The 7287-nt window shown below is 65.7% G+C and carries 6 protein-coding genes; 3 read left to right on the top strand and 3 right to left on the bottom strand.

The window, feature by feature from the left end; all coding sequences use genetic code 11:
- The 3 genes from AADJ04_RS10530 to AADJ04_RS10520 all read left to right on the top strand — a co-directional run.
- On the top strand, positions 1–1162 hold a 1162-nt coding region (locus AADJ04_RS10530), incomplete at its 5' end, for an AMP-binding protein (protein ID WP_341239581.1).
- Positions 1163–1212: 50 nt separating this feature from the next.
- Positions 1213–1551: a Na/Pi symporter gene (locus AADJ04_RS10525; RefSeq protein ID WP_341239580.1), complete on the top strand. Its 339-nt coding sequence runs from the start codon at positions 1213–1215 to the stop codon at positions 1549–1551.
- Positions 1527–2789, top strand: coding sequence for a Na/Pi symporter (locus AADJ04_RS10520; protein WP_341239579.1), 1263 nt, complete (start codon positions 1527–1529; stop codon positions 2787–2789). The genes AADJ04_RS10525 and AADJ04_RS10520 overlap by 25 nt, the downstream gene beginning before the upstream one ends.
- A 148-nt stretch (positions 2790–2937) precedes the next feature.
- Here AADJ04_RS10520 and AADJ04_RS10515 read toward each other — a convergent pair whose 3' ends face one another.
- The 3 genes from AADJ04_RS10515 to AADJ04_RS10505 form a co-directional block, all read right to left on the bottom strand.
- A complete protein-coding gene (locus AADJ04_RS10515) occupies positions 2938–4494 on the bottom strand; it encodes an alkaline phosphatase D family protein (protein WP_341239578.1) in 1557 nt (518 codons plus the stop codon).
- Positions 4495–4535: 41 nt separating this feature from the next.
- On the bottom strand, positions 4536–6062 hold the full coding sequence (locus tag AADJ04_RS10510; RefSeq protein ID WP_341239577.1) for a GGDEF domain-containing protein: 1527 nt from the start codon (positions 6060–6062) through the stop codon (positions 4536–4538).
- A 96-nt stretch (positions 6063–6158) separates the two neighbouring features.
- Positions 6159–7133, bottom strand: a complete 975-nt coding sequence (locus AADJ04_RS10505; protein ID WP_341239576.1) for an NADPH:quinone oxidoreductase family protein — start codon at positions 7131–7133, stop codon at positions 6159–6161.
- Positions 7134–7287: the final 154 nt, after the last annotated feature.

The raw sequence follows: 7287 nt of genomic DNA, 5'->3' as shown, positions 1-7287 counted from the left end.
CACAGACTACGAAGCCTTCCTGGCCAGTGGCGATGCGCAATTTGCCTGGGAGCTTCCCGCCGACGAGTGGGATGCCATTGCCCTGAACTACACCAGCGGCACCACCGGCAACCCCAAGGGTGTGGTCTACCACCACCGGGGCGCGGCCACCAACGCCATCAGCAACGTGCTGGAGTGGGATATGCCCAAGCACGCGGTCTACCTCTGGACCTTGCCCATGTTCCACTGCAACGGCTGGTGTTTTCCGTGGACGGTGGCGGCCCGTGCAGGTGTCAACGTGTGCTTGCGCCGGGTGGAAGCCCAGGCCATTTTCGATGCGATCCGCAACCACGGTGTCACGCATTACTGTGGCGCCCCCATCGTGCACGGCCTGCTGGTCAACGCCCCGGATGCGATGAAGGTGGGGGTGCCTGCGGGCGTGAAGGCCATGGTGGCAGGGGCGGCGCCACCGGCCTCGATGATCGAAGGCATGGAAAAGATGGGGTTCGATTTGACCCATGTGTATGGCCTGACCGAGGTATACGGCCCCGCCACGGTGTGCGCCAAACACGAGGCCTGGAACGACCTGGATATTGGCGAGCGTGCGCGCCTCAACGCCCGCCAGGGCGTGCGCTACCACCTGCAGCGCGACGTGCGCGTGCTGGACCCCGAAACCATGCAGCCCGTGCCATGGGACGGCGAGACCATGGGCGAGATCATGTTCAAGGGCAACATCGCCATGAAGGGCTACCTGAAGAACCCCAAGGCCACCGAAGACGCCTTTGCGGGCGGCTGGTTCCACAGCGGCGACCTGGCCGTGCAGTACCCCGACGGCTACATCAAGATCAAGGACCGCAGCAAGGACATCATCATCTCGGGCGGCGAGAACATCTCGTCCATCGAAGTGGAAGACGTGCTCTACCGCCACCCTGACGTACTGGCCGCCGCTGTGGTGGCCAAGCCCGACGCCAAGTGGGGCGAAACGCCCTGCGCCTTTGTGGAGCTGAAGGCCGGCGCCACCGCCACGCCTGAAGACATCGTGGCCCACTGCAAGAAGCACCTGGCCGGCTTCAAGGTGCCGCGCGCCGTGGTGTTTGGCGAGTTGCCCAAGACCAGCACCGGCAAGATCCAGAAGTTCGAGCTGCGCAAGCAGGCGGGCTCGGCCACGGCGATTGACGTGTGAGCATGGGGGGCTGTCTGGGCACAACCTGCCGCTGATGGCTGCATCAAGGCATGACAGCGCCTGTGTCTTACGGCACCCTGTTCGTTTCTCTGCTGGGCGGCCTCGGGTTGTTCCTGCTCGGGATGACCATGCTGACCGATGGCCTCAAGCTGGCGGCTGGCCGGGCGCTGGAGCGCATGCTGGAGGCCTGGACGCGGACCTGGCTGCATGGGCTGTTCACGGGTGTTTTGCTGACGGCGCTGGTGCAATCTTCCACGGCCATGACCGTGGCGGCCATTGGTTTCGTCAACGCCGGGCTGCTGAGTTTCACCTCGGCGCTGTGGGTGGTGTTCGGCTCCAACTTCGGCTCCACGGTCACTGGCTGGTGGCGTGGCTGGGCTTCAAGCTGAGGATTGACGCGTTTGCCCTGCCGTTCATCGGCATTGGCATGGCGCTCAAGCTCACGGGCGAGGGCTCGCGTCGCGGCGCACTGGGCATGGCGGTGGCCGGGTTTGGGCTGCTGTTTCTGGGCATCGACATGCTCAAGCAGGGCTTTGAGGGGCTGGGGCCGCAGGCTCTGCCCTCGCTCAGCGGCGATGCCGCAGGCGTGGCCCTGGCGGTGTTGGTCGGGGTGCTGCTCACCATCGTGTTGCAGGCCTCCTCGGCCACACTGGCTTTGGCGCTCACGGCCGTGGGTGGCGGCATGATGCCCGTTGAGGCGGGGGCTGGCATCGTGGTTGGCGCCAACGTGGGCACCACGCTGACCGCCATCCTGGCTGCGATTGGCGCCACCTCCAACGCCCGCCGCCTGGCGGCCGCGCATGTGCTGTTCAATGTGCTGACGGCCGTGGTGGCGCTGGCGGTGTTCTCGCCGCTGCTGGGCCTCATCCATGCGTTGGGCGTCTGGCTCACGGGCAGTGGCGATGCCGTGATGCAGCTGGTGCTGTTCCACAGCCTGTTCAACTTGCTGGGCGTGCTGCTGATGCTGCCGCTGTCGGCACCGCTGGTGCGCTTTCTGCTGGCACGTTTCCGCTCAGCAGACGAGGATGCGGCCCGCCCCCGTTACCTGGACCGCAACGTGGCGGCCGTGCCGGTGCTGGCGCTGCAGGCGCTGGGCCATGAGCTGGCGCGCATGGGCAGCCTCGCGTTTGCGCTGGCGCGCAATGCCACCCCCGCCCACGCGCAGGGCGATGTTCGCCTGGCCCTGCAACTGGGCACGGTGGAGCATTTGCAGCGCGCCATCGGCGCGTTTGTCAGTGAGGTCAGTCGCCAGCAGATGCACCGCGATGTGTCCGCGCAGTTGCCAGAGCTGTTGCGCATTGCCACGCACTTCGACACGCTGGCGCGCGTGATGCACCAGATCGGCCAGCAGCGCCCCGTGCCTGCGACGCACCCAGGCATTGAGAACCTTGTGCAGCCTGTGTTTGATGCAGCGCGGGCCTTTTTTGAAGCCGCCGACCCCGAATCGGCCAATGCTCCCGCGCAGGCTGGCGGCCCTTGGCTGGCCCAGGAGGCGCGTGACGCGTTCGAGGATGCGTACCAGATTGCCAAGGCGGGTTTGCCTGAGCTATCGACGCTCAGCCATGGCGCACCCACCCGGCCCGCAGCCGAGTCTGACAGCAGGCGTAGCGTCGAGTCTGCGGAGTAGTCCATTGGTGTCAAGGTGCTTGATTGCTATATTTTTAATAGCTGCTGGCGCTTTGTGGTGAAGCGCTAGAGGCCATTTTTGTTCAAAGCCTTGGTTCCGTGAGTCACGGCCGCCCCTCGCCCGGCAGCCTGGTGGTGCGAGCGGACCCTCAGGCGCGCACGGGGCCGGGCTTGCGGTCTTCCACCACGAACTGCGCCAACGTGTGGGCTGTGCTTTGTGGGTCCAGGGGGTTGTCCACCGCGCGCAGGGTGGTCGTCCATTGCTCTGGGGTGATGTCTGCCAGCCCATAGCCCCGCTCTTCGCTGCGGGCCAGCAGCACATGCGGGTTGTGGCGGGCAATGGCGTCCACCTTGTCTTGTGTGGTGCCTGCGCGTGAGCTGATGGATGTGCCGCAGAACTCGCTGGCCAGCACAGGCCGGTCGCCGTCAGCCCCCGGTGCGTGCACGTTGCACACATAGTTTTGGTGGATGTCCCCACCCAGCAGCACCGTGTTGCGCGGGCTGTGGCGCTGAACGGATTGCAGCAGGCGTTCGCGCGCTGCAGGGTAGCCATCCCACCCGTCGGTGGCCACCTGGCCGCTGGGGTAGCGGCGGGGCGAGAACAGGGTTTGCTGGGCCAGTACGCTCCAGCGGGTGTGGTCGTTCTTCGCGTCTGCGGCCAGGCCAGCGTCCAGCCATTGCTCTTGGGCAGGGCCCAGTAGGCTGCGGGTGGGGTCGGCCAGTTCGGCGCAGTCGGCAGGGCGCATGCCTCCCGCATTGGTGGCGCCGGGTTTGCGGCATGCCTGAAGGGCGCGGTATTGGCGGTCGTCCAGCAGGTGCAACTGGGCGAGCCGCCCCCAAGGCAGGCGGCGGTGCACCTGCAGCTGGTCGAACTGCGCGCCCGCCAGCGCCGTGGCACGCAAGGGCATGTTTTCGTAGAACGCCTGCCAGGCTGCAGCGCGTTGGGCCAAGAAGGCCGCGGCATCGGCCTGTGCATTCGTGCCCCCTGCATAGTCGTTTTGCACTTCGTGGTCGTCCCAGGTCACGGCCCAGGGGCAGGCGGCGTGGGCGGCCTGCAGTGCAGGGTCGCTCTTGTGCAGGGCGTAGCGGTCGCGGTAGTCGGCCAGCGTGGTGGCATAACGCAATGTGTGGGTGCGGGCCAGGCCCTCGGTGTTTTTGGGCGTGGCGTATTCGTAGACGTAGTCGCCCAGAAACAGCACCAGGTCGGGCAGGTCGTTGCAGACATGGCGCCAGGCGGCGTAGTGGCCATGCTCCCACCGCTGGCACGATGCAAACGCCACGCGCAGGCGCCCCGGCAGTGCATGCAGGGCGGGGGCGGTGCAGGTGCGGCCGGTGGCGCTGGTAGCCTGCCCCAGCATGAAGCGGTAGTGGTACCAGCGGCCCGGCTCCAGCCCGCGCACTTCCACATGCACGCTGTGGCCGCGCTCTGGCGCTGCGGTGGCCTGGCCCTTTTGCACGATGCGCGCAAATCCTTCATCGTGTGCCAGCTCCCAGTGCACGGTTTGGGCAGGCAGGGGCTCACCGGGTGAGGGCAGCAACCGCGTCCACAGCACCATGCCATCGGGCACAGGGTCGCCGCTGGCAACTCCCAGCGCAAAAGGGTTGGCAGCCAGGGGTGTGGGCTGCAACCATGCCCACCGGGGCAGGGCAGTGGCCGCAGCCGCCAGGGCGGCACGCTGGACCCACTGGCGGCGCTGCAGGGGCATGGGTAAACGGGCTTGTGAACGCAGGGAGCGCCGGGGCTGCGTCAGGCCGCCATCACGCGGTTTTTGCCCGAGCGCTTGGCCAGGTACATGCTCTTGTCAGCACGCTGGAGCGCATCCATGCTGGTTTCGCTGTCGTGCAACTGGGCCACACCGGCGCTGAAGGTGATGAGGATTTTTTCGCTGCCCTGCAGGAAGAAGCGCGTGGTCAGCTCACGTTGCAGCCGGGTCATGGCAGCCACGCCGCTTTCTACATTGGTGTCTGGCAGCAGCAGCACAAACTCTTCACCGCCATAGCGGGCCAGCAGGTCTTGCGGGCGCATCACCTCGCGGGTGACCTGGGCCAGGTGCACCAGGGCAGCGTCGCCCGCGGTGTGGCCCAGTCGGTCGTTGATGCTCTTGAAGTTGTCGATGTCGAGCAGCGCCAGGCACAGCGGGCTGCCCAGGCGGCGCGAGCGTGCAATCTCGCGCTCCATGGCTTCGTCAAGACCCTTGCGGTTGAGGGTGCCTGTCAACGGGTCGTGCCGTGCCTGGGTGCTTGCACGTTCGAGTTCCTGCTGCAGCCGCGCCACTTCGGCGTGCTTGGCGTCGGTGCGTTCGCGCAAGTCCTGCAGCTCGGTGTGGGTGAGTTTGGTGTCCAGTGCCATGGCGCGGGTGGCGGACATCACCTCGGCCAGCACCGGGGCAATTTCTTGAATGCTGGAGGCCTTGCCGATCAGGTCGGCGCAGCGATCCATGGTCTCGTGATAAGTGGTGCTGGAGGCCGTCATCTGCGCCAGGCGTTCGATGAACGTGGCCAGCATGTCCTTCATCTGCTCCTGGGCTTCGGCGGCGCGCGCCTTGGCTTCGGTCTGTTTGAAGATCACGTCCTTCAGGCGCAGTTGTACATCGTCCAGGCGCCGCAGCGTCAGCGGTGGGGTAGAGGCGGCCATGAGCGATTCGGCCTGTCCGCGCAGCCAGCGGTCGTCCACACTGAGTACTGCGATGTTTTCAAAAATCATGTGCAGCAACTGCAGCAGGCTGGCGCGGATGGCGGCCTGATCCTCCGTGGCGAATGAGAGCCGGTAGGTAAAGTTGCTGAGCATGAGCTGCACGGTGGACAGCGGTGGATCGGGCTCACGCAAGAAGGTGATGAGCTGCGTCGCCATGTCGTGCACCCGGGCATCGTCTTCGCCCAGCGCAGGCAGCGTGTTGTCAATCAGCCGCGCGAGTGCTTCGGCAAAGTCAGCGGGAAGAATGTGCACTGCCGCAGGTTCGCTCACCACAGGAGAGGCCGCCAATGGGCTGAGCCCCAGGTTGGCGTAACCCACCAGCACGCTTTGCAGTGCTGACCAGTCTTTGCTGGCGATGGCTCTTTCAAATTGGGTGAGAAGCCGTTTTTGCCCCGGGGTTTGCGCAGGCAGCACGCGCTGGATGCTGCTCAACTGCGTCTCTGGAAACGGCTGGAAACTGCGGCTGCCCGCAATTTCGTCGTAAATGGCGAGGTAGTTGTCCGGGGTGGGTGCCAACCTGCGGGTGGCCAGTTGCTTGAGCGTTTCACGCGCGATTTCGTAGGGGGGACGGTCTGCCATGTGCGGACACCAGTATCAAGGGCAACGGGGTGCCCGAGTGTGACACAGCCCAGCCGTAAGCGCCCCCCTTTGTGGCGGCTGGGCCCGTTCCTAGCGTCAGTTCACCATCACCAGCTTGCCCATCACCCCGCGTGAGCCCATGTGGGCGTAGGCCTGGGGCAGCTGCGCCATGGGCATGGTGCGGTCAATCACGGGCTTGATCTTGCCTTGCCCATACCACTGGGCCAGCTCGGCCATCATGGCTGCGTTGGCCTTGGGCTCGCGCTTGGCGAATTCGCCCCAGAACACGCCCACGATCGATGCGCCCTTGAGCAGCGCGAGGTTGAAGGGCAGCGCTGGAATCGGGCCCGATGCAAAGCCCACCACCAGATACCGCCCCCGCCAGGCGATGGAGCGGAAAGCCGGTTCGGCAAAGTCGCCCCCGACGGGGTCGTAGATCACATCAGGCCCCTTGCCATCCGTCAGGGTCTTGATGGCATCGCGCAGGTTTTCCTTGCTGTAGTTGATGGTGGCATCCGCGCCGATGGAGGTGCACAGCGCGCACTTTTCATCGCTGGAAGCCGCGGCAATCACGCGGGCGCCCAGGGCCTTGGCGATTTGGATGGCGGCCGTGCCCACCCCCCCGGCAGCGCCCAGCACCAGCACGGTTTCACCGGCCTTGAGTTGCGCGCGGTCTACCAGCGCGTGGTGCGATGTGGCGTAAATCATGATGAATGCGGCAGCGTCCACTGCCGAAAACCCGGGTGGCAGCGGCATGCACAGTGCGGCTGGGGCAATGGTGTGGGTGCCAAAGCCGCCGGTGCCAGACAGGCAGGCTACGTTTTGGCCCACCTGCAGGTGCTTCACCCCTTCACCCACTGCGACCACGGTGCCTGCGTATTCGGACCCGGGCACAAAGGGCAGGGGGGGCTTCATCTGGTACTTGTTCTGCACGATCAGCAGGTCCGGGAAATTCAGGCTGGCTGCCTTGATTTCGATGAGAACCTCGCCCGCCTTGGGGGTGGGGGTGGGCAGTTCGGTCCAGGTCAGCGCTTCAACGCCAGTGGGGTTGGTGCAAAGCCAAGCGTGCATGGGGTGCGTCTCCGTTGATCTTGTGTGAAGTCAAATGATAGGTGGGGGTGCTGTGCGTCGATGTCCCACGAGCGACGTGGGCGTGGTGTGGTCTGTCGTGGGCTGGCTGCATCGGTTGATCTGCGTCTGCTGCGCAGCGCTGGGCGGGAACGCA

Origin of the sequence: uncultured Acidovorax sp. (assembly GCF_964021665.1) — a bacterium.
Classification (GTDB): domain Bacteria; phylum Pseudomonadota; class Gammaproteobacteria; order Burkholderiales; family Burkholderiaceae_C; genus Acidovorax; species Acidovorax temperans.
This window is presented reverse-complemented; position numbering and strand designations above follow the sequence as displayed.

What these genes read in the sequence shown, in the direction of transcription:
- AADJ04_RS10515 (WP_341239578.1), bottom strand. Translation starts at nt 4,494, where the DNA reads ATGCCCCTGCAGCGCCGCCAGTGGGTCCAGCGTGCCGCCCTGGCGGCT.
- AADJ04_RS10510 (WP_341239577.1), bottom strand. Translation starts at nt 6,062, where the DNA reads ATGGCAGACCGTCCCCCCTACGAAATCGCGCGTGAAACGCTCAAGCAA.
- AADJ04_RS10505 (WP_341239576.1), bottom strand. Translation starts at nt 7,133, where the DNA reads ATGCACGCTTGGCTTTGCACCAACCCCACTGGCGTTGAAGCGCTGACC.
- AADJ04_RS10525 (WP_341239580.1), top strand. Translation starts at nt 1,213, where the DNA reads ATGACAGCGCCTGTGTCTTACGGCACCCTGTTCGTTTCTCTGCTGGGC.